18 protein-coding genes are annotated in these 20422 nt (G+C 44.8%); 10 read left to right on the forward strand and 8 right to left on the reverse strand.

From position 1 onward, the window contains the following. The first annotated feature begins 1 nt into the window (after position 1). The 6 genes from PLE34_RS01475 (at position 2) to PLE34_RS01500 (ending at position 5411) form a co-directional block, all read left to right on the forward strand. Entirely contained in the window at positions 2-628 is a 627-nt protein-coding gene (locus PLE34_RS01475) for a LutC/YkgG family protein (protein ID WP_324553472.1), read from the forward strand. Between the two features lie 24 nt (positions 629-652). Beyond that, entirely contained in the window at positions 653-1411 is a 759-nt protein-coding gene (locus tag PLE34_RS01480) for a UDP-2,3-diacylglucosamine diphosphatase (RefSeq protein WP_324553475.1), read from the forward strand. Beyond that, complete coding sequence (locus tag PLE34_RS01485) at positions 1411-2244, forward strand: hypothetical protein (protein WP_324553478.1); 834 nt, start codon at positions 1411-1413, stop codon at positions 2242-2244. Before PLE34_RS01480 ends, PLE34_RS01485 begins: the two co-directional genes overlap by 1 nt. Positions 2245-2255: 11 nt before the next feature. Continuing rightward, positions 2256-3332 (forward strand): mechanosensitive ion channel family protein, encoded by a 1077-nt coding sequence (locus PLE34_RS01490; RefSeq protein WP_324553482.1) that lies wholly within the window; start codon positions 2256-2258, stop codon positions 3330-3332. A gap of 76 nt (positions 3333-3408) precedes the next feature. Continuing rightward, a complete protein-coding gene (locus PLE34_RS01495; protein ID WP_324553485.1) occupies positions 3409-3960 on the forward strand; it encodes a DUF8685 domain-containing protein in 552 nt (183 codons plus the stop codon). A 227-nt stretch (positions 3961-4187) separates the two neighbouring features. Further along, positions 4188-5411 (forward strand): dipeptidase, encoded by a 1224-nt coding sequence (locus PLE34_RS01500; protein WP_324553488.1) that lies wholly within the window; start codon positions 4188-4190, stop codon positions 5409-5411. A 12-nt stretch (positions 5412-5423) separates the two neighbouring features. On the opposite strand, the gene PLE34_RS01505 is transcribed toward PLE34_RS01500, so the two are convergent. From PLE34_RS01505 to PLE34_RS01525, 5 genes are all read right to left on the reverse strand, one after another. Continuing rightward, positions 5424-6038, reverse strand: a complete 615-nt coding sequence (locus PLE34_RS01505; RefSeq protein WP_324553491.1) for an L-threonylcarbamoyladenylate synthase — start codon at positions 6036-6038, stop codon at positions 5424-5426. A gap of 99 nt (positions 6039-6137) precedes the next feature. Beyond that, a complete protein-coding gene (locus PLE34_RS01510) occupies positions 6138-7166 on the reverse strand; it encodes a radical SAM/SPASM domain-containing protein (RefSeq protein ID WP_324553494.1) in 1029 nt (342 codons plus the stop codon). A 236-nt stretch (positions 7167-7402) separates the two neighbouring features. Then, complete coding sequence (locus tag PLE34_RS01515; protein WP_324553497.1) at positions 7403-8071, reverse strand: polysaccharide deacetylase family protein; 669 nt, start codon at positions 8069-8071, stop codon at positions 7403-7405. A 47-nt stretch (positions 8072-8118) separates the two neighbouring features. Continuing rightward, on the reverse strand, positions 8119-9936 hold the full coding sequence (locus PLE34_RS01520) for a glycoside hydrolase family 9 protein (protein ID WP_324553500.1): 1818 nt from the start codon (positions 9934-9936) through the stop codon (positions 8119-8121). Positions 9937-10013: 77 nt separating this feature from the next. Next, positions 10014-11216, reverse strand: coding sequence for a serine hydrolase (locus tag PLE34_RS01525; RefSeq protein WP_324553503.1), 1203 nt, complete (start codon positions 11214-11216; stop codon positions 10014-10016). A gap of 184 nt (positions 11217-11400) precedes the next feature. On the opposite strand from PLE34_RS01525, the gene PLE34_RS01530 reads away from it, so the two are divergent. From PLE34_RS01530 to ispG, 3 genes are all read left to right on the forward strand, one after another. Continuing rightward, positions 11401-12408, forward strand: a complete 1008-nt coding sequence (locus PLE34_RS01530; RefSeq protein ID WP_324553506.1) for a fumarylacetoacetate hydrolase family protein — start codon at positions 11401-11403, stop codon at positions 12406-12408. Positions 12409-12467: 59 nt separating this feature from the next. Beyond that, a complete protein-coding gene (locus tag PLE34_RS01535) occupies positions 12468-13262 on the forward strand; it encodes a hypothetical protein (protein WP_324553509.1) in 795 nt (264 codons plus the stop codon). A gap of 251 nt (positions 13263-13513) precedes the next feature. Next, complete coding sequence (ispG, locus tag PLE34_RS01540) at positions 13514-15544, forward strand: (E)-4-hydroxy-3-methylbut-2-enyl-diphosphate synthase (RefSeq protein ID WP_324553513.1); 2031 nt, start codon at positions 13514-13516, stop codon at positions 15542-15544. A gap of 30 nt (positions 15545-15574) precedes the next feature. Here the strand turns inward: ispG and PLE34_RS01545 are convergent, their stop codons facing one another. Genes PLE34_RS01545 through PLE34_RS01555 form a run of 3 tightly spaced genes read right to left on the reverse strand, consistent with a single transcriptional unit; the run spans position 15575 to position 18393 of the window. Then, on the reverse strand, positions 15575-15829 hold the full coding sequence (locus PLE34_RS01545; protein WP_324553516.1) for a hypothetical protein: 255 nt from the start codon (positions 15827-15829) through the stop codon (positions 15575-15577). 12 nt (positions 15830-15841) lie between these two features. Further along, the gene (locus tag PLE34_RS01550; RefSeq protein WP_324553519.1) at positions 15842-16165 is read right to left on the reverse strand and encodes a DUF1360 domain-containing protein; all 324 of its coding nucleotides are present in this window, start codon (positions 16163-16165) and stop codon (positions 15842-15844) included. 2 nt (positions 16166-16167) lie between these two features. After that, entirely contained in the window at positions 16168-18393 is a 2226-nt protein-coding gene (locus PLE34_RS01555; RefSeq protein ID WP_324553522.1) for a hypothetical protein, read from the reverse strand. A gap of 223 nt (positions 18394-18616) precedes the next feature. Between PLE34_RS01555 and PLE34_RS01560 the strand changes: the two genes are divergently transcribed. Then, positions 18617-20119 (forward strand): lipopolysaccharide biosynthesis protein, encoded by a 1503-nt coding sequence (locus tag PLE34_RS01560; RefSeq protein ID WP_324553525.1) that lies wholly within the window; start codon positions 18617-18619, stop codon positions 20117-20119. Positions 20120-20422 lie beyond the last annotated feature (303 nt).

Consider the following 20422-nt stretch of genomic DNA (forward strand, 5'->3'; position numbering starts at 1 on the left):
AATGAAGGTTTCTCCTGCAAAGGAAAATATGCTTAAAAAGATACGAAAGGCACTGAGCACACCAGTGCCTTTGCCTTTTCCCCAAAGCGAGGGAAACCAGTCTGTGTTTTTACCCCCTGCGGATGATCCTGAAATACTTTTTGCCGAAGCGTTCAGCGCGCTGCAGGGCCGTTTTTTATATTGCGCCGGGGAAACAGAAATGCAGCAGCAATTATCGCTGCTTATACAACAGAGGCAATGGAAAGAGGTTTTTTGTAAAGAAACCCTGCTGCGGGAAAAGCTGGCTCATATTGCTTTTTCTCAAAAGCCCCTCGCCGGGGCCGATGTGGCTGTTACGGGATGTGAAATGCTAATAGCCAGAACAGGAAGCATTGTGATGAGCACGGCACAGCAAAGCGGCAGAACAACCAGCGTGTATGCACCGGTGCATATTTGCGTAGCTTATGTTAACCAACTGGTGTATGATGTTAAAGACGGGCTGCAACTACTAAAAGAAAAATATGCAGGCAAAATACCCTCCCTCATTACTTTTGCAACGGGTCCGAGCCGGACGGCTGATATTGAAAAAACGCTGGTGGTTGGCGTGCACGGACCAAAAGAAGTATTTGTGTTTTTGACAGAAAATTGAAGCATTTCATTTTATCTTGCACAAATGCAGGTTCCTACAGGAAAAAATATATACTTTCTTTCCGATTTTCACCTGGGTGTTCCCGATCATGCTTCAAGCCTGAAACGGGAAAAGCATATTGTTCGCTTTCTTTCCGGAATAAAAGAAGATGCCGCGGCCATTTTTATCGTGGGCGACCTTTTCGATTTCTGGTATGAGTATAAGAAAGTAGTGCCCAAGGGATTCGTTCGCATCCTGGGTAAAATGGCGGAGCTAACAGACAGTGGTATACCCCTGTATTTTTTTGTAGGTAACCATGATATGTGGATGAGCGGGTATTTTGAAAATGAGCTAAGCATCCCGGTATATTATGAGCCAAAGGATTTTGAGTTTAACGGAAAAAAATTTTTAATCGGTCATGGCGACGGGCTTGGCCCCGGCGACACGGGTTACAAGTTCTTAAAAAAAATATTCCGGAACAAAGCCTGCCAGTGGCTGTTTGGGCTCCTCCCTCCGTATATAGGTATGGGCATTGCGCACTGGTCGAGCAAAAGCAGCAGGGCGGCAACGGGCGAAGATGATGCGCAGTTTTTGGGAGAAGACAAGGAATGGCTGATCAGCTATTGCAAAGAAGTGCTGCAGCAAAAGCATTACGACTTTTTTATTTTTGGCCACCGGCACCTTCCCATTGATTTTTCTCTGAGTGGCGGCAGCCGGTATATTAATTTGGGCGACTGGATACGTTATAACAGCTATGCGGTATTCGACGGACAGCGTCTTGAACTGAAATATTTTGAATCCTGATGCGCTTCCTCCTTACTATATTATTATGCAGTGCCGCGTTACAACTATATGCGCAAACGGATACGGTATTGCAAAGCAGCAGCGTTGTTGCGCTTTCGCCTTCCGTTACCATCTATACCGGTAAGGCCAGGCAGTTTGCTGCCGATAACCTGGGAAATGTGTATGTGCTTACCCCGGCTGGTCTTTTAATAAAATTTAATGATAAAGGCGACACACTGAATGTTTTTAACGAAGTACGCCGCTATGGAACGGTGTATGCGATGGATGTAACCAACCCTATGAAAGTGCTGCTGTATTATAAAGACTTTTCAACGATAGTGATGCTGGACCGCTACCTGAACAGGATAAATGTAATAGACCTGAGAAAGACCGGTATTTTCCAGGCAAAGGCTGTAGGTCTTTCCTATGATAATAACGTTTGGATATTTGATGAACAATCGGCAAAGCTTAAAAAGATTGATGAAAACGGCAGGCTGCTTATTGAAACCGCCGATCTGCGCCAGGTATTAGATGTAATGCCTTCCCCGGTAAAGATAACAGACAGGGACGGGTTTGTATATATGTATGATGCGGCGAACGGACTGTATATATTTGATTATTATGGTACGCTCAAAAACACCATAGCGCTAACGGGTATCAGCGATTTGCAGATAACAGGTAAAACCATTGCAGGCCGGCGGCGGCATGAGTTTGTTCGGTATACGCCGGGAACGCTGGAATTAAAGGAGGCGCCGCTTCCCGTGGCAATACAACAGGCTGAAAAAATATACATCACGCAACGGGGTATATATGTGCTTAACGATACGGGAATAGAGCTGTATCCTATCAACTAAAGAACGGTAACATGAATGAATTTCTGAACAGGATTGTTTTAGATAACAGTATCGGAGATTATCTTACGGTAAGCCTTATTATTTTGGGCATGTACCTGCTCAAAAAATATTTCAGCAGGCCGATAGCCGCTGCTATTATTTATTTGCTCCGCAAAATTGGCCGCAGGGTAGACCGGCAGGCCTTCATAAAGCTGATACTGGCTCCCCTGGAATATTTCATCATTGTACTTACCGCCGTTATCGCCCTTTCCTCGCTGCATTTCCCGGAAGTATTGCAATATGATTTTTACAAAACCAACACAAAAACAATTGTAGACCGCATAGCAACCGCGCTGCTTATTGTTTCCTTTTTTTGGTTGCTGCTCCGGATGATTGACTACCTGGCACTCGTTATTGCTAAAAATAATGCCGGCGGAGAACTACAGGGAGAACACCAGCTCATTGTTTTTTTTAAAGACTTCCTGAAAGCCATTGTAAGCATAGCAGGCATATTAACCGTTATCAAATTTGCTTTCCGCTACCAGATCATGGACCTCCTTACCGGATTGGGTATCGTAGGTGTGGCGCTGGCATTGTCTGCCAGGGAGAGCCTGGAGAATCTTATCGCTTCCTTTATCATTTTCTTTGATAAGCCTTTTGTTGTAGGTGATGTGCTTAAAGTACAGCAAGTAACAGGTACGGTAGAAAGGATCGGTTTCAGAAGCACACGGTTACGTACAACCGAAAAAACATACGTTAGTGTGCCCAACAAGCAAATGGTAGATAGTATTGTAGATAACCTGAGCCTGCGTACACAGCGCCGTGCCGATTTAAAGCTGGAGCTTGACACCGCTACAACGGCAATGCAAATTCAACAACTGTTAGATGGGATGCAGGAAATTTTACAGCATCCCAAAATAGAGAACAGGAACATTTTTTTAAACGATATCGTACAACAGGGATATCTTGTACAAACCGATTATTATACAGCTCCCATCCCCATGGATGAGTTTAATGCCATAAAGCAGGAAATAAACCTTAAAATGATCCGGTTAATGGAAAGCCTGGGCATTGAAATGTCGAAATTCCCGCAACAGGTAAAGCCATAAGAGGTATAGAAGCTGTTATTTGAAACCTGTTCGGTAAAAAATTTTTATCTTGAACCTTACTAATATTTGATGCATAATGGAACAGGAACAACTCACTTCAGGCATTGGTACCCGGTTGCAGCATACGCAGTTTGGCCCCGGTGTTATTGTAGGCGTTAAATACGCGGTCTATATCATTTCTTTTATTAACCACGGCATAAAAGAAATTGATAAAACCGATCCGCAACTCGATGAGATCATTCCGGAAAATGTAACAGCAGAGGTGGAAACCGTTTCAGAAACGGAAAAGTCGCTGCTTAAAATATTACGCCTATGGGGAGATGTAACGGAGAAAGTGCCTTTGGGCGACAGGTGGACCGGGGGAACAATGCTCCTGCAACCGGCAGACCGCTCATTGAAGCCGAAAGAGATACCCGTGGAAGTTTTCTTTCACAAAGTTGTAATGCTGCGCGACAGGCTGCGGGTACTGGAGCAGCAGATCAATGCGCACAAAAAACTCAGTGATGAGGATAAAGTAAACCTTCAGCAATACATTACCCGCATTTATGGATCCTTAACTACATTTAATGTGCTTTTTAAAAATAAAGAACAATGGTTTATCGGCGAAAAAGGAGGTAAAGAGGAGTGAGCTGCGGAACAACTCCTGTTACGGGGCAGTCTCCTTCGTTGAGAGAATTAAAAGCTATGTGTGTTTATGTGTCTCCTATGATCCATTTGTTAAAAAAAATACATTTAAAACACATAGGCACAGTAGGAACAAAGGAATACAATGGAAAGAATAAAAAGAACTATGTGTACCTATGTGCCAATGATCCTATCTGTTAAAAGAAACGCGTTAAACATAATTTTTGAAGCATGAAGCAACACGTTCTTCTGTTATTTATTTTTTTGTTGTATAATATAGCTGTTCATGCACAAAACTATAGAGCCATACACCAGAAGGCCGTTGTGGTGGATACACATAATGATGTGCTTTCTTCGGCTACCATGCATGGCCTGAACATAGAAAATGATCTTACCGGTAAAGCCCATTCGGATATTGCCCGGTTTAAAAAAGGCGGGGTGGATGTGCAGGTGTTCTCCGTTTTTTGCGATGACACTTTTGGAAAAGATACAGCATTCCAATTTGCCAATCTGGAGATAGACTCCCTGTATGCTATTGTTAAACGTAACCCTGCTAAAATGATGATGGTTACTTCGCCTGCGGATTTACAAAAAGCGGTGCGCCAAAAGAAGCTGGGCTGCATGATCGGTGTGGAAGGCGGGCATATGATAGAAGACCGGCTCGATTATTTAGACAGCCTGTATAAGCGCGGCGCCCGTTACCTTACGCTTACCTGGAATAATTCTACTTCATGGGCCAGTTCGGCAAAAGATGAAACATCTAACAAGGGTGCCGATACTGAAATGCCCCGTGGGGAAATCAAAAGGAAAGGGCTCACTGATTTTGGCCGGCAGGTAGTAAAACGGATGAATGCAATGGGCATGATGATTGACCTGTCGCATGTGGGGGAGCAAACATTTTATGATGTAATAAAGCTTACCACGAAACCGGTATTGCTGTCGCATAGCAGCGTATATGCCATTTGCCCGGTGTTTCGCAACCTTAAAGATGAACAGATAAAAGCGGTGGCAAAGAACGGCGGTGTGATACAGGTAAATTTTTACTCCGGTTTTTTAGACAGCAATTACCAGGAAAGGCGGAAGGAGATATTTGAACGCCACCGTGCCGAAAGAGATTCGTTGAAGCAACTGAACTGGCAGCCCTATGCCATTGCAGAATGGCTGGGGAAAAAATACGCCGCCGAAATGGAAACAATCCGTCCGCCCTTATCCCTGCTCATAGATCACATTGACTATATTGTAAAGCTGGTGGGAGTGGATTATGTGGGGTTGGGAGCAGATATGGATGGTATTGAATCACTGCCGCAGGAATTAAGCGGTGTGCAGGATTATCCGAAAGTAACAAAAGCGCTGGTTGACAGGGGATACAATGAAAAAGATATATTGAAGGTTTTAGGTGGAAACTTTATCAGGGTTTTTAAAGCCAATAGTAACACAGCTTTAACGTCTCAATAAAAAGCCGGCATATCAAACGGCTTCATACCATTCTCCCAGCCCTATCCTTACCAGCACCGGCGAGCTGCCCGTGCAATCAATAACGGTAGATGGCGTTACGCCGCCAATGCCGCCATCTACTACAATATCTACGAGCTTATTAAAGTTATCTTCAATGATTTCTGGATCGGTATACGCTTCCACTATATCACCGGGCAGTGTTGTGCTTAATATGGGGTGCCCCAGCTCCTGCACGATCATTCTTGCAATTTTATTTTCAGGTACCCTGATCCCTACTGTATTTTTTTTGCTTTTTAAAATTTTGGGCACTTCTTTACTCGATGGTAAAATAAAAGTATAAGGCCCGGGTAAATAGGTTTTTAGTATACGGTATAAAGGCGTATCAATACTTTTGGTATAAATGCTCAGGTCGCTGAGATCGTAGCATACAAAGGAAAAATTAGCTTTTTCCGGATCTATATGTTTGATACGGGCAATGCGTTCTATGGCTTTATGCTGAAAGATATCGCACCCCAATCCATAAATGGTATCCGTTGGGTATATAATGATACCACCATCCTGCAAACATTCAACAATGGTTTTTATCTGGCGCGGTTGCGGGTTAACCGGGTGAACGTGTAGAAGCATATATGAATAGCGGGTTTTTTTGTAAAATTATATAATGGTACGCCCCAGCGCCTGAAAGGTGAAAGAATAGAAGGGCAGAGCGTTTCTCCTTTCCGGTAATCAGCCCCACACTTTGGTTCCCTCGCTGCAGTTGGCGCAAATATCAATATTCCTGCGGCTGGTCATCAGCTCGCTGCGAAACTGTTTGTAGTTGTCGTTATGCCATATTTCCTTAAACGACTGTGTTTTTAAATTACCCAGGCGATGCATGGCATCTTTATCAAAACAACAGGGAACTACCAGCCCGTCCCACGTAATTACATTGGCGTGCCATAGCTTCCAGCAATGATTATCCAGCCTACTCTTAATTTTATAGGTGCCTTCCCTGGTTTTTTTGTAACGGCTGAATTTATCAATAGCAGGGATCAGGTTGTTGGGGTCGTTTTCATAGTCGTATACCTGGGCGGTCTTATACCACACATCGTCAACTCCTACTTCTTTTGCTAACTGTTTTACATCCTGTATCTGGTGTTCGTTGGGTTTCACCACCAAAAACTGGAATATTACAAAAGGGGTCTTACTTTTTAGTTCCCGCTTCCACTTCACAATATTTTTAGCGCCCTCTATTACCTTATCTAATTTGCCGCCGCGGCGGTATTGCTGGTAAACTTCCTGCGTAGTGCCGTCAATAGATATGATGAGCCGGTCTAAACCGCTTTCAATGGTTTTTCGGGCATTATCGTCATTAAGATAGTGTGCGTTGGTAGATGTGGCGGTATAAATTTTTTTGTTTGAAGCGTACCGCACCATTTCCAGGAAGCCGGGGTTAAGGTAAGGCTCGCCCTGGAAATAAAATACCAGGTACAGCAGGTCTTTATATATTTCATCAATCGTTTGGCTGAAGAAATCTTTTTTAAGCATGCCGGTAGGCCGTGTAAAGCTCCTTAACCCGCTCGGGCATTCGGGGCAACGCAGGTTACAGGAGGTGGTTGGCTCAAAAGAAATGGAAATAGGATAACCCCATTGTACGGGCTTTTTTTTCCAGCGGCTGATATAATAGCTGCTTAACACCTTGGCTGCATTCCAGGTACGCCGTAAGCTGAGCTTTGATAATAAATTAATGCTATCGTAAATATGAATGCCCGGCATGAACGTAAAGGTAAAGAATATGAGCTATCCACTTTGTATATAGCGGTCTGAGGCTGTCTCAAAAGGGGCCGGTATGGAAGAAGTGCCACTAACACACAAACCTGCTGACGGCAGGGAGGAACACAAAGTTCTGATCTTCCCGTTTTATTTTCTTCGTGCCTGCCGCCTGCTGTCTGGCAGGCAGATTAGCGACTTAGTGCAAATATTACTTTTTAAACAACCCCCCGGCTATATACTTATTTCAATAATTCATCCACCCGCACCAGGCGGTATTGTTTAGCTTTCAGGTATTGCAGCAGGTTGCCCAAACGGTTATACATTTTATCCGTTCGTTTGGCGTCGGTACCAATATGCAGTAATAAAATAAAGCCATTCAGCCCCTGCTTTTGTTCATAAGCTATTATAGATTGATATATGGTATCCGTTGAGCGGTAATTTTTCATGTCGGGTGTAGTGTAATCGGCATTGCTTAATGTGCCTGGTGTAAAGTTGATCAGCTTCAGCCCCTGCTGCTTTGTCCAGGCGGTAATGCTGTCGTTGTACCATTCGTAGGGAGGCAGAAAAAAAGGCGCATTGCTTTTTGTGATGCCAAACCGGTTCATAGTGGTATAGCTATCCTGCAGATCAGAAGTGAATGTTTCTTTTGTTACCAGTAAGCTGTCTCTTTTATACCAGTCGCAATACAGCAAATGCTTATCAGAATGGCTTCCTAAGTAATGTCCGTCTTTCTTTAAAGTGCTGATGAGCGTTGTAAATGCAGGATTGCGGTAAAAATTCCCGGTAAGGAAAAAAGAAGCCTTTACCTTTTGTTGCTTTAAGGTATGAGCAATAACGTTACCGCCATCTCCAAATTCATCTCCTGTAAAAACAATGGCAATGGTTTTAGCGCTTGTGTCGCCCCTCACAATACCGCCATGGTTGTAGCTAAATTTTTTGTGCTGGTTATTGCCGGCTATCGTTTTTTTTTAGATGAATTTTTTGCCGGTAAGGAATCGCCGCTTTCCTTTGCCGCCAGCAGGTAGATCAGCGAAGCTGTTCCGTCCATGGTGGGCTCGTTGGTGCTGTAATCGCCCGAATCATCGTGGTATACGGCCAACGGACTTTGAAACTGCGCATATTCGTCGGGTTTAGTAAGCTGAAGCCCGATAAGGTTTCCAAAAATGCTTCCGTACACCGGCCCATCCACAATGCCGCCATTAACCGGGAAATTTCCCACTTTTAAAAAAGAGGCATGCGGGTCATCGGGCGTGTCGCCCCAGGCCGGCAGGCCATATACCATGCCGGTTCCCCACGGATTACAGCCAAACAACCAGTCGAAATTTGCCTGCTCCAGTTCTTCGAAGCTTTTATCGCCTGTGGCCTGCCGGTACCAGTAACATTGTATGGCAAATGAGGTAGTAAGGTTATTGCTGCACCATATGAAGGGCACGCCGCGCAGAAAAGCATTCTGCTTTGCTTTGTTCCATACCAGTTCAATGCCCTGCTTATAATAGGCCGCTACTGTGTCTCTCCGTTTATCGTTGAGTTTTTTGATCAATTCGTAATGGCCTACATTGATGAAGGGATACCATTGGTAATGGCTGGCGGTATCGGCGCCCAGCCAGGGGGTTAGTGGCTCCTTTTGCGCCAGGCTGTACGCATAATCTATACCGGTAGTTCCTGCTAACTGCGGTGCGGCGGCATTGCCCAGCATTGCGCCCGCCAATTCCATATCGTCCATCCAGTTGTCTTCGGCATAAATATAGGGTGATACCACCGAAGCGGTTTGGGTGTTACCCGGTTTCTTTAATCCAAATGCAAAGGCAGAATAAGATCGCTCCTTTAATGTTTGCGCGTAATTATTGTCGAGGGTATGAAATAGCTGCCACCCCAGTGAAAACGCGCTGCTGAATTTCCCTGCCGTTGAAGAAGTGCCTTTGGTATCGTTCATAAATTTTCCTCTTATTTGCGGCTCACCGCTCACAAAATACACGGGGCGCTGGTATCCGCGGCCATATTGACTGTCCATTGCGGGCATACGCATCCCAATATGATCACGGTCATCTGCTACCTGGTTGAACATCCAGTCTGCACGCGGGTGCATTTTCAGCAGCCAGTCTAATCCCCAGCGTGCTTCATCCAGCACATCGGGTATATTATTGCTGCCTTCCAGCCCGTTAGCCTGGTGAGCATCGCCAAAAGCCCCGGGGAAATCGCGGTAAGCGGCCAGCAGGTGAAAGGTGGCATTTGCCGAAGTGGTTACGTATTGCAGGTAATCGGTAGCATCGTGCCAGCCGCCGCTAACATCAATAAATGTACTGTCGGGCATGGGGCCGTATAAGGTATAGCCATCCTGTGTATGGCAACTGTCTTTGGTTATTGGGTTAAAATTGTTGCGTTGCTGGCGCATATAGTATAAACAAAAATCTGCCGCGCCTTTATACACATCCTTACCAATTTCAAATTCGGGTGATACAATAGTGCCAGCCTGCAAATAATAACGCCCTGGTTGTTTAAACGCGGAAAAATTTAAACGCAGTGTTTCCCTGAATGGACCGTAAGCACCTAAAGACCTTCCTGCTTTTGCGCTGAATACCACTTTTTTTGAAGCCGCGTCTATTAATTGCCATTGCTTAAACGATAGCGTTTCTTTGCCGCCCCATACCGCCACTTTAATGCCCTCAGGTGTATAGCCCAACTGGTTAATGCGAATCCACGTGGATTGTGAAAAAGCAGATTGAGCACCTGCTATTATGCAAATAAGGATAATGATCCGGGTAATAACATTCATTTTATTTTATGTTTTGTGTGATGCTATGTAAACAGGAAGACGTCTTGCTTTCCTTCTGGTTTTGCATGCACGGCTCACTATTCACCACTCTCTATATTAAAATTTTTTAGATCCGGAGCAAAGTTTCGTTTTCGCTCTAACTCGTACCGGTAAATAATATCCCCCACCTCTTTAAAAAAAGGGTAGCCTAGCTCTTCGTATTCGTAGGTATCATCATTCAGTATCCCATCGCGGTTTACATAAATGGTGCCGCTCAGCATAAACTCCACCTTATTTTTGAAATCAGCGATGTAAGCGATATCCGTTAAAAAACCATAGCTCCAGCCTGTTTTATTGAACACTTTAATATACGACGGTATTTTGGTTCTGCCAGATCTGAACAGGAAAAACTTCGTGTAGCTGTCGAAGTATGTGGCGGTATCATATTCAGGATATTTACTTTCGGCAGGAAGCATAGACATATACCGGTAAAGAAGCCGGTAATCGCCGGGTGTTAAATTAAACCGTTGCCTGGCGTTTACTGATGCAGGAAACAAAACGGACTGTAGTATTTGCTGCAGGTCTTCAAGCGGCGCGTTGTTATGGGTGGTAAAATCCATAGGCTCATGTACCAAAAGGTCATCGCGGTTATAGTGTGCCCGTCCCACCAGGATCTTTTTACTAAAATCAAATGCTATGTTGCTGTAAGCGGCGGGTTGCGTGTACAGGGGTTCTCCCGCTCCGTCAACAAAGCGCACAGGGTTGGTATGGCGGTTCTCTTCTTCGGTGGCCCGAACAAAACGGCGGGTAATGCGAAAATCTGTATACCCCATTTGCCAGAGCCTTTCATTGATGGTTTTTTGCCCTATAAACTCGTACAGGCGGTTATAGGCGTCGTTATCGCTTACTAAAAATATTTTTTTGATGTAATGTGCTATGGAGGGTAACCCGTGTTCAGCGGTACTGTCTGTGAGCACTGCTGTTTGGCCGGAGTAAGCACTGTCGGTTAACATGGGTGTATATTTATTTACACCTGCCTTGCTCAGTGTATTCAGCTTTTCCAGTGCGAGGAAAGCCAGCGGCATTTTTACGGTGGAAGCCGGGTTGAAATACCGGTTTTTATCAACATGGCAATAGTAGTGTTTAAAAGAAGGGGTATTGTTGCTGTTGCGGTCAATTTGTGTATAAATCAACTGGTATTGAAAGCTGTCGGGATTGTTCAGGATGTGAAGCAGGGGCGCAGAAGCGTTGCTATATAATAATTCAGACAGCCATGCATCTGTTTTTATCTGGGCGTTCATATATTGTGAGGTGAAAAGCAAAATGAAAAGCAGGAAAAACATTTTCATACGAAAAGATACAAAAATCTGCCTTTAATTCTATCCGTCACTTTCCTTTGAGCACCTTATTGCTAAAAAAAACCTGTTTGAACCAATAAAGCGCTATTGTAAAACATTCCTTTATATTGCAATATAAATCTTAAGCGTGCAATTAGTTTCATACCACCGCGAGTCGCATGACCAGTTAGCCCTGCTGATAAACGGACACTTGTATAATACAGATGAGCTGCATCCCGACCTGCCCGGCAGCATGGGCATGTTCCTGAATTACTGGGAAGATGCTTTTCCTTTAGCCAAAAGGGCCGAAGAAGGGGTAAAAGCAGGGCGGTTCCTGCAAAACAGGGGTATTCCTTATGATACGGTTACAATATTATCACCTGTTCCATTTCCCACTTCTTACAGGGGCGCACACGCATTCCGGCAGCACGTAGCTGCGCTTGGGCGTAGCCGTAATGCACCGGTAGCGCCGGAATTTGATCAGTATCCTGTATTTTATTTCGGCAACCATTACAGCGTACAGGGTCCCGGAGAAGTACAATGCATGCCGGATCATTTGGAAAAGTTAGACTTTGCACTGGAGGCCGCCGTGGTAGTATGTAAGCAGGGCCGGAATATTCCGGCGGCTCTTGCGGATGAATATATAGGAGGGCTTATGATCATGAATGGTATATGCGCAAGAAAATTACAATCAGTAGAAATGCCGCTAAATCCCGGCGATGTCAAAGGAAGAGATTTTTCAACCGCTTTAGGCCCGGCGTTGATAACCCTTGATGAGCTGGAATTTTTAGAAATACCCGCAAAAACTAATCATACCGGCAAGTGCTGGAACCTGGTGATGAAATGCAGGGTAAACGGCGAGCTGGTAAGCGAAGGCAACCTGGGCGATATGGACTGGACATTTGCCGAAATTATCGAAAGGGCTTCTTACGGCGCCAATTTGTATCCCGGTGATATTATTGGCAGCGGAACCGTAGGCACGGGATGTTTCCTGGAACTTAATGGCACAGCTAAATTGAGTAACCCCGGATATACTGAACAATGGCTGCAACCCGGCGACACGGTACAATTAGAAATAGACCGCCTTGGCATCCTGAACAACCTTATTGTAAGGGATGAGGAGAACTGGAGCATTTTAAAGCAGAAAAAAATTTAACCGGAAGGTATCCGCAATTGCACCCCATCTCTCTACCTTTATACTATCAATTTATAAACATGACCAACAAAATACCGGCTATCGCTTCCCTGCTTTTTGTATTGTTCTTCAGCTCCTGTTTGGATACCGAGGAAAAGATTGTAATCAATAAAAACAACAGCGGCGTGTATACTGTTACCTTAGATATGAGCAAAATGCTCGCGCTCATGGATCAGATAGGACAGGAAAATAAAGATGAAACCAAAATACCTGAGAAGAAAGACTCCACTGTTTATTTTAAGTCTTTTACAGATACCTCCACCACGCTTACCGCTAAGGAAAAGGAATTGTTTAAAGAGGGGAGCCTGCGGATGCAGGTAGATGAAGCTGCAAAAGAATTGATAGTCACCCTTAATTTTCCTTTCAAACATATTAATGATTTACCGGAACTGAAATCATCTTATTTAGCAGTGATAGATAAACTGGGCGTATCCGACAAGCTGAAAAATGAAGGTGATAGCGGATCTGACGAAAATATTCCTTCCGATTTATCAAAAGACAAGAATATTTTAAACCCTTCGCAGGAGGCATACGCTTTTGCCGCTGCTGCTGGTAAGATATCCAATACCCTGATCAATAAAGAATTGTTCAATAATAAGATACAAAATGATTCGTCTATGCAAATGCTGCAGCAAATGACGATGATGATGGGCGATATGAATTATAAGACGATTATTGTAGCACCCGCCAAGATAAAAAAATACAAAGGCAATCAAACCATTTTGTCGGACGATAAAAAGACCGTTACTTTCCTAACCACGCTAAGCGATATGCTCAACCGGCCCGAAGCCGCCGAGTATAGTGTGGAATATTAGTTGTGTACCGGATCTTTGCAGATGCTTCGCGGCCAGGCGGCCAATGACAGATATGGTTAAATCCGAAGCCGGGAATCCGAAATCCGGGGAGAAGAGAAAGAAGAAGTATCCCTTCTATTGTTGGCAGTTACTCTCCTGATACCTGACGGCTGAGCCGCTGATACGCGATATCTTATGTCTGATTGCCTGCCGGTTAACAGCCATCTTAGTTTTGTTTACCTTTGCATGTAGTTTTCTTTTATACTTATATTATGCAATGGTATTGTGAATCCTTAACTGAATATAAAAGGCTAAAAACCAGGGAAGTAAATATTGGTGGATTGTTAACCGGCAACTTTCATCCCATTCGGCTGCAAACCATGACCACTACAGATACTATGGATACCCTGGGCACTGTAGCGCAGTCTGTTCGCTGTATTGAAGCCGGCGCGGAAATGGTACGCATCACGGCGCCCAGCAAAAGAGAAGCGGAAAACCTGCTGAACATTAAAAATGAACTTCATAAAAGAGGATACCATACGCCCCTCGTTGCCGATATACATTTTACGCCCAATGCCGCCGAAATTGCCGCCCGTATTGTTGAAAAAGTACGGGTGAACCCCGGCAACTATATTGATAAAAAGAAGTTTGAATTTATTGAATATACTGATAGCGCATACCATTCCGAAATAGAAAGAATAAGGCAGCGGTTTACCCCATTGGTGAAAATTTGCAAAGAATATGGAACGGCTATGCGCATTGGCACTAACCACGGATCGCTGAGCGACCGTATTATGAGCCGGTACGGAGATACGCCTATGGGCATGGTGGAAAGCGCTATGGAATTTTTGCGGATCGCCCGCGATGAAAGTTTTCACAATATTGTGCTGAGCATGAAGTCCAGCAACCCCCAGGTAATGGTGCAGGCCTATCGCCTTCTGGTGCGGCAAATGGCTGATGAATTTAAGGAATGTTACCCGCTTCACCTTGGTGTTACGGAAGCCGGCGACGGGGAAGACGGGAGAATAAAATCGGCCATCGGTATCGGCACATTGCTGGAAGACGGAATTGGCGATACCATACGGGTATCCTTAACCGAAGACCCCGAGTTTGAAATACCCGTGTGCCGCGATATTGTGAAACGCTACAGTGCCGCCTCACTCACCACTCACCATTCACCACTCACCATTCACCACTCACCCCCCACCGCTCCCTACTCCCCTTTCCAGTACAAACGGCGGGATACCTTTGTGGTTAATCATATCGGCGGACGCCACGTTCCGGTAGTAGTGGCAGATGTAAGCAAAGCAGGTGAAATTACAGCAGGAACTTTACAACGCATAGGGTATAGCTACAATGAAGCACTTGATAAGTGGAACATCAGCGACCTGGCGGCCGACTATATATTTTTTAACGGTAATGAATTGCCATTTGCATTACCCGGCACATTAAAAGTAATACTGCCTGCAAAAAAATGGACGGAATGCTCAGACAAAGAAAAGTATTATCCTTTATTTTCTTTTGATGAATACCCCGATGCGACCGTGCAAAACAAAAGCACGATATTAAATGTAGTAATGCTGGACTGTTTCAATGAAGGCGATTCGTTTAATTTAAATAGTCTGAACAGCATTAAAGATGACCCCACTGTTGTGCTGGCATTAAGCAGCACCAATAAAAACGCGATGCAATCGGTACGGCGCATGTTCATGGAACTGCTGCAAAAAGATATCCGTAATCCTGTTATATTAATGACGGACAGCAACTGGCAAACACCTGATGAGCATCTTATTCATTTTGCAACAGAAACCGGCGCTTTGTTTTTGGATGGCTTTGGCGATGGCATTTGTTTGGGAATAACAACAGGCAGCTATGGGCTGCTTTCCAACAGCTACGGGCAGCTCAATGCCAGTGGCAGAAATTACGTAGATAACCAAAGCCCTGAGCAGTTCATCAATAGCACGGCTTTTTCCATTTTGCAGGCAACCCGTACCCGTATTTCAAAAACAGAATACATTTCCTGCCCTTCCTGTGGCAGAACGCTGTTTGATTTGCAGGAAACCACCGCCAGAATACGTGCGGTTACCAATCATCTCAAAGGCGTTAAGATAGCCATTATGGGCTGCATTGTAAACGGTCCGGGTGAGATGGCCGATGCCGACTTTGGTTATGTGGGCAGCGGTCCCGGTAAAATAACATTATATAAGGGCAAGGAAGTAGTGAAGCGTTCTGTTGACAGCAATATTGCTGTTGAAGAACTTATTAAGCTGCTTAAAGAAAGCGATGCCTGGGTAGAGCCATAAGGCCGGGCATAATATTTCCACATCCTTTAGCTACTTTACTTTTCTTAATACCGGGATGCCCGTCATACCCGCCGCATCGCGGTAATCAATTACCAGCTTACTTCCGGTATGTTCAAAACGATAGCGCTTCCCGGTAATGGAACCGTTTACGGTGAGCGCTGTTTTGCCCGTGTACTCAAATTGCACATCTTCCCCCATTTTGGGCGTGTAATTATACACAGCGCCTGCAGCCTGGTGCTGTTCCTGCTGCCGGTTTTCATTTCTTTTTTGTCCGCAACACGACATGATTTTTATTTTTTAATCTTCTGAATACAATGTTTTATCAACCCTTGTTGTATTGTTTGAGCTGAACTGTTCAAACAAACATGCTGCACCTGAAATAGCCGGCCACAGCAGCAAAAGTACTTGCCAGCTAAATGCCATCCAACATGCGAAGGGCAGGGCTACCCAAATGCTCAGGCAATAAAAGCAGTCGAGCAGGTTTCCTAAGAAACCCGCTCCTGCTTTTTTCCTTAACCGGTAAATGATATCGAATGGTCCGTCTTCTTTGGAAAGAAGGTGCGTAAGCCGCCAGGTTGCCAGTATGCAAACCACAAGTTGAAGCCATTCATTCTGTAGCATGGTTAAGGTTTTTGTATGCCAATTAATACCTGTCCGCCTGAGAAATAAGGGTAACCGCTTTCTCCGTTGGTTAACCGCAGGTAGCCGCTCAGTGAAATACCGAATGCGCAGAAAGGTTGACCGGGTTCCAGCCAGTGACCACTTGCCGGAAGCAGCGTAACGGTGTAATAACCTGTTGCATCTGCTGCGGCTTCATTGATCGTTCCGCGGAAATAGGTAATGCAGTTCAGGTCATTGCCGTGTACATAATTTCTTCCGCTGTTTATAGTGGCATCGAGTATGCCCGGCGCCATAAAATTAGCGGGAGCGGCGGCCGGAGTAAATGCAAAGCCACCTGCGCCTTTGGCCATGGATAATCCATAATTGTTCATAAAGCCGATTGAAGATGCAGGTTTATGTATTGCTTTAAACTTTACGGTAAGCCCCGCGCCTTCCACAACAGTTCCGTTTACCAAAGGTAATGTAAACAGGGCGCATTCACCCAAAGGCCCAACGCCATCCATTGTAATTTCAGGATCAATGTGCGCAGCTACTTCCTGGCTTTCAAAATACAGGGGAACGGTTTCTTCCGTTCCGGCCACAGGGTTGAGGCTGGCATCGAATCCCTGGATCCTGAAAATATAGCTGCCCGGAACAAAGTCGCCGGTAGCTATCCTTGCTTTTATATTGCGGTAGGCAATAAGCCAGCTATAGGTAGTATCCGTTTCCACGTTCAGGTAAGCATCTTTTGCCGTATCAAACACAGGCGTATCCACTACATTAATACCCTGGAACCGGGGTAATGAAAATTGTTTGGTAAAGGCCGTGAAAAAGGTGAACGGCGCATTGCGGCGGTACCACAGCCGGTAATATTTCACGGCGTTATGGCTGAGGCAACCTCTTAACTGCAAAGTGCCGTTCCATGCGGCGCAACGCACGGCGGGCGCACCGCTTCCATAAGCGGTAATAATGCCCAACTCGTTAAGAAAATTATTAGAACCAATGCGCGTACCGGAAGCTGCAGGCGGCCCCAGCACAATATTTCCAACACCCTGTAAAATATGCTGCCCGTTGCATGCCAGCGGAATGAGGCACGATTTTGTTTTGGGAACACAAATATTGATCCTTCTTAAATGTCCGATATTCCAGTTAGGGGCAGATTCAAAAACGGGCACAGCAGAGCCGGGGCAGAGCAACTGAACCAGCACATCGGGCGCCAATTGTTCGGTAGTGGTTTCACCGGAAGCCGTATCTGTTTCTATTTCATCAGCAATGTCTGCCGCATTAACCTTAAAGCGGAAAATGTAATTGCCGTTGCGGTCGGCAAATGAACTGCCGAGTTCTGTTCTTTCTCCGTTGCCGGTATAGGGGTCGCCCGATAATTCACCTGTACTGCGGTCATATTCCTGGAAGCTTAGTATAGCATTGGGCAGCGATCCGCTTTCGCAATACAAACGGTAGCGATCCACAATTGTTATGGCATCGGAGCGAAGGCTGTTGGCTATATTACCTGAAATGATACCCGCTGCGCTGGTAGATTTTTGTGCGGAGATCAGTCTGTTAAATGCAAATCCTTCTTCATTTTTACCGCGTGGCTCACCTGCCGCTGAAACCGTATCCGGTATGCTGCGAACGGTAAGCCTTTCTTTTGCCGGGATAGGCGCGGCTTCAGTTAGCGGAACTACCATTGGTGTAAAGGGATCTCCGGGAGAGGGCGGTAGTGGTTGCGGATTCAGCGCCACTGCTTCCAGCGCTTTTACCCTGCCCGGATAATAGCTTCCGATGAGTTTTTTTAATGCCGGGTTAAGCAGGGCATCTTTTAATGCCACCAGGGTATCTATTACTATATACCTTCTGTTGCATGGATTGAACAGGCAAAAGCCCTCATAATAACTCACATTGCCATAAATGATATAATCATTGGCATCAACCGGTGTACGGCAGGTGAGTATCAGATCATCAAAATCTTCATCTCCTCCCGCATCATTGGATTGAATATCGAACCGGTAAAAACCGCCCGATGAAACAGGAAAGGTGATCTGCATGCCGGAGGGAATAAATCCTGTTCCGGGATTGTTTTGTATGGTAACAGACCAGTTGCTGCCGTTTACAAAAACTTCGGGCGATCCGGGTGTGCCGGCATAAGTGCCGTTGCCGGTATCGGCGCCTTCTATCTTAAACTGTTGGGGAAATGCGGCCGATTTTGATTTTACGCTCACGAGCCACATGCCCTGCATTTTGATTGACATAAAAAATGATTTAATAATTAAAAGATAACAGTAACTGTTTTTTACAGGCTTTGCACCGGCTCCTGAAAGGATATTGAATAATAGTAAGGGGGGTAACGAATGCGGTAGCGGGTATTCTTAAATACCTGCGGAATATTTTTTGTTACCCCCTGTGCGGATCATTAACATGGATGTTTTATGTAACGGGAATCGTTTTATTATTTTACAGGATTATCTTTACCGCATGAGCATGATCAGAAGGCAAAGCATTATTTCCTCCATAGTAATATATATGGGTTTTGCCGTGGGGATGCTCAATGTTTATTTCTTTACCAAGGAGGGACTTTTTACGCCGGCTCAATATGGATTAACCAAAATGTTCATGGATATATCTATCATGATGGCGGCTTTGGCCGGACTCGCCATGCCGTCCTATATTTTTAAATTTCACCCTTATTATAATTATCATCTTCCCGCCCGTAAAAATGATATGATTAGCTGGGCATTGCTCATTGGCTGCATTGGCTTTTTGCTGGTAATGCTGGCCGGCTGGATATTTAAAGACCTGGTGATCCGTAAATTCGGGGAGAACTCCCCCGACCTTGTTACCTACTATTACTGGATGTTTCCGATGGGACTGGGCCTCACCCTGTATACCATACTTGAATCGTATGCCTGGAGCATACATAAGCCGGTACTCACCAATTTTTTAAAAGAAATATTGTGGCGCCTGTTTACCACAATGCTTATTGTTTTATTTATTTTTCATGTCATTACCGGCTTTGGTGTATTTATAAAGCTGTACGCTTTTACCTTCCCCGGTATTGCCATCGTTCTGTTTACCTATTTAATTGCTACTAAGCAAATCCATTTTACTTTTAAACGGAGCAAGGTTACGCGGCGCTACTTTAAAAAAATTATTTCGCTTTGTCTTTTCGCATATTCAGGTATGATCGTTTTTACCCTTTCGGGTGTGTTTGACTCGCTTGTTATTGCTGCCGTATTAGACGATGGATTAAGCAAGGCGGGCATATTTGGGCTGGCGCAGGTTATGACGAGCGTAATACAGGCGCCGCAAAGGGGTATTATTGCGGCTTCTATTGCACATTTATCTAAGGCCTGGAAGGATAAGAACATGCAAATGCTGCAAAAGATCTACCAGCGTTCCTCTATTAACCTGCTGCTTTTTGCCGCCGGTATTTTTGTATTAATAGCGCTTAATTATACGGAAGCCATTTATACATTGGGACTGAAAGATGCCTACCTGGCGGGGTTCAGTGCTTTTATACTGCTGGGGCTCACCAGGGTAGTTGACCTGGGCACAGGCCTTAATGCGCAGATCATCGGCACTTCAAACTACTGGCGTTTTGAGCTGGTGAGCGGAATCATCCTGCTGGCATTTATGTTACCGTTAACCTATTTTCTTACAAAGCAATATGATATACTGGGGCCTGCCATAGCCAATCTTATCTCCCAGGGAATAATTTACAATTTGATTCGTATTATTTTTCTCTGGAAAAAATTCAAACTGCAACCTTTTACGCCTGCCAGCCTGTATGCCGTAATAGTGGCGGTTTGCTGTTACGCCATTTGCTACTTTGGCTTTAAAAATATACATGGCTTTGCCGGTATGTTTTTGCGCAGTGCGGCATTCATTATACTATATGGTGGCAGCGTTATTTATTTTAAGCTTTCGCCTGATGTGCAACCGGTTTGGCAAAGTATTAAGGAGAGAATGGGGGTGTAAAGTCCGAAGCCGGATCCCGACATGTGCGGAACGAAATCTGAGGGAATACAAAGCACCAAAAGACAAATAACAAGAACCAAACAAGTCTCAAATCCGAATATTAAAATTCGAAATCCGGGGGAATACAAAGCATCAGGAACCAAATAGCAAGAACCAAACCTGCCTGCGGCAGGCAAGCTTGTCCGCCGGGGCGGATAAGATTCAAATATTTAATTCGAAGTCTTAAATCCGAAAAACGAAGTCCAATGCAACCATGAACCACAAATTAGAAAATCCGAAGCCGGAATTTCGAAATTCGAAAGG

Origin of the sequence: Agriterribacter sp. (assembly GCF_035445465.1) — a bacterium.
Classification (GTDB): Bacteria; Bacteroidota; Bacteroidia; order Chitinophagales; family Chitinophagaceae; genus Agriterribacter.

Excerpts from the sequence above, each read along its gene's own strand:
- PLE34_RS01475 (WP_324553472.1), top strand. The coding sequence starts at position 2 with ATGAAGGTTTCTCCTGCAAAGGAAAATATGCTTAAAAAGATACGAAAG.
- PLE34_RS01480 (WP_324553475.1), top strand. The coding sequence starts at position 653 with ATGCAGGTTCCTACAGGAAAAAATATATACTTTCTTTCCGATTTTCAC.
- PLE34_RS01485 (WP_324553478.1), top strand. The coding sequence starts at position 1,411 with ATGCGCTTCCTCCTTACTATATTATTATGCAGTGCCGCGTTACAACTA.
- PLE34_RS01490 (WP_324553482.1), top strand. The coding sequence starts at position 2,256 with ATGAATGAATTTCTGAACAGGATTGTTTTAGATAACAGTATCGGAGAT.
- PLE34_RS01495 (WP_324553485.1), top strand. The coding sequence starts at position 3,409 with ATGGAACAGGAACAACTCACTTCAGGCATTGGTACCCGGTTGCAGCAT.
- PLE34_RS01500 (WP_324553488.1), top strand. The coding sequence starts at position 4,188 with ATGAAGCAACACGTTCTTCTGTTATTTATTTTTTTGTTGTATAATATA.
- PLE34_RS01505 (WP_324553491.1), bottom strand. The coding sequence starts at position 6,038 with ATGCTTCTACACGTTCACCCGGTTAACCCGCAACCGCGCCAGATAAAA.
- PLE34_RS01510 (WP_324553494.1), bottom strand. The coding sequence starts at position 7,166 with ATGCCGGGCATTCATATTTACGATAGCATTAATTTATTATCAAAGCTC.
- PLE34_RS01520 (WP_324553500.1), bottom strand. The coding sequence starts at position 9,936 with ATGAATGTTATTACCCGGATCATTATCCTTATTTGCATAATAGCAGGT.
- PLE34_RS01525 (WP_324553503.1), bottom strand. The coding sequence starts at position 11,216 with ATGAACGCCCAGATAAAAACAGATGCATGGCTGTCTGAATTATTATAT.
- PLE34_RS01535 (WP_324553509.1), top strand. The coding sequence starts at position 12,468 with ATGACCAACAAAATACCGGCTATCGCTTCCCTGCTTTTTGTATTGTTC.
- ispG (WP_324553513.1), top strand. The coding sequence starts at position 13,514 with ATGCAATGGTATTGTGAATCCTTAACTGAATATAAAAGGCTAAAAACC.
- PLE34_RS01545 (WP_324553516.1), bottom strand. The coding sequence starts at position 15,829 with ATGTCGTGTTGCGGACAAAAAAGAAATGAAAACCGGCAGCAGGAACAG.
- PLE34_RS01550 (WP_324553519.1), bottom strand. The coding sequence starts at position 16,165 with ATGCTACAGAATGAATGGCTTCAACTTGTGGTTTGCATACTGGCAACC.
- PLE34_RS01555 (WP_324553522.1), bottom strand. The coding sequence starts at position 18,393 with ATGTCAATCAAAATGCAGGGCATGTGGCTCGTGAGCGTAAAATCAAAA.
- PLE34_RS01560 (WP_324553525.1), top strand. The coding sequence starts at position 18,617 with ATGAGCATGATCAGAAGGCAAAGCATTATTTCCTCCATAGTAATATAT.